This window comes from Micromonospora sp. NPDC007271, from assembly GCF_040634005.1.
Taxonomy (GTDB): Bacteria; Actinomycetota; Actinomycetes; order Mycobacteriales; family Micromonosporaceae; genus Micromonospora.
Genome location: NZ_JBEYER010000218.1, coordinates 1 through 1,594 on the forward strand (window position 1 = coordinate 1; position 1,594 = coordinate 1,594).

Below are 1,594 nucleotides of genomic sequence, written 5' to 3' on the forward strand. Positions count from 1 at the left end.
CTTGATCTTTAACCTGCTGGGCGGCGGCATCGACCCCGGCTGATCATGGGGACAGCCCTTGATCGATCATTCCTCTTGTCTAGGGAAGAAGATCGCAAACCAAGGGCTGTCTGGTGATCAGTGTGCACGATGCAGGGTCGATCGATGAGGTCGGGCGGCTGGCCGTGTTCCGGCGTGAGTTCCACGCCTGTTTGACCGCTCGTGGGGATGCGTTGTTCGAGCTGGCAGACGCGTTGTTGTGCGGTGATGCGCCGGTTCGGTCTCTGGTGGAGTTGTCGCTGGTGGGTGAGCATCGCCGCGGTCACGGCTCGTTGTACGCGGCGTTGAATCGCGGCCGGATCGACATCGCGCGGCTGCGGACCGCGGTGGCGGCGGTGCCGCTGCCGCGGGCCGCGGACGGGCGGATCGCCCTGGCGGTGGACGTGACCTGCTGGCTGCGGCCGGAAGCGCACACCTGCCCGGAGCGGGTGCTGTGTCACACCTACGGGCGCGGCAAGGACACCCACATCGGGGTTCCCGGCTGGCCGTACTCGTTCGTCACCGCCCTGGAGACCGGGCGCACCTCGTGGACCGCGCCGTTGGACGCCCGCCGTTTGGCGCCCGGCGATGATGCTGCCACGGTCACCGCTGGCCAGTTGCGGGACGTGGTGCAGCGGCTGATCGCTGCCGGGCAGTGGCAGCCTGGTGATCCGGACGTGTGGATCGTCGCGGATGCCGGCTACGACGGGCCTCGGCTGGCGTTCCTGCTGGCCGATCTACCGGTGAAGGTTCTGGTGCGGATGCGTTCCGACCGGGTGCTGCGCCGGCCCGCGCCACTGCGGCTGCCCGGTACCACCGGCCGCCCACGAAGGCATGGCGGCGAGTTCATCTTCGGTGACCCGGGCAGCTGGGGCGACCCGGATGTGGCCACGACCACCGACACCCGTCTCTACGGCACCGCAACCGCGCGGGCCTGGCACCGGCTGCACCCCAGGCTGACCCATCGCACCGCCTGGACCGCCCAGCACGGCCCGCTGCCGATCATCGAGGGCACTGTGATCCTGCTGACCGTCGACCGGCTGCCCAGCGGCGCCACCGCGAAACCAGTCTGGCTGTGGTGGTCGCAGGCGACCGCCACTGACGCCGAGGTTGACCTGCTCTGGCAGGTGTTCCTGCGCCGCTTCGACATCGAGCACACCTTCCGCATGCTCAAACAGACCCTCGGCTGGACCAGCCCGAAGCTGCGAGACCCACACGCCGCCGACCGCTGGACCTGGCTGGTGCTGGCCGCCTACACCCAGCTACGCCTCGCCCGAGGCGCCGTCGGCGACCTCCGCCGGCCCTGGGAACGCCCCGCACCACCCGAACGGCTCACGCCCGCCCGCGTCCGCCGAAGCTTTCGGCACCTACGCACCAAAGCCGGCAACCCCGCCTGCGCACCGAAACCCTCCCGGCCAGGACCCGGCCGACCACCCGGACTACGCAACCGCCACCCGGCAGCCCGCCACGACGTCCACATCGTCACCGCCGCCACCAGCACAAAACCGAAAAGTGGCACGAAGAAAACGAAGACTTCGAATAACCCGAGGCCACGCCGCACAGGTTAAAGATCAAG

The 1,594-nt window shown here is 69.1% G+C and carries 1 protein-coding gene; it reads left to right on the forward strand.

Annotated elements, in window-relative coordinates; all coding sequences use genetic code 11:
* Nucleotides 1-113: 113 nt before the first annotated feature.
* Nucleotides 114-1,586: an NF041680 family putative transposase gene (locus tag ABZ570_RS33970; RefSeq protein ID WP_358072288.1), complete on the forward strand. Its 1,473-nt coding sequence runs from the start codon at nucleotides 114-116 to the stop codon at nucleotides 1,584-1,586.
* Nucleotides 1,587-1,594 lie beyond the last annotated feature (8 nt).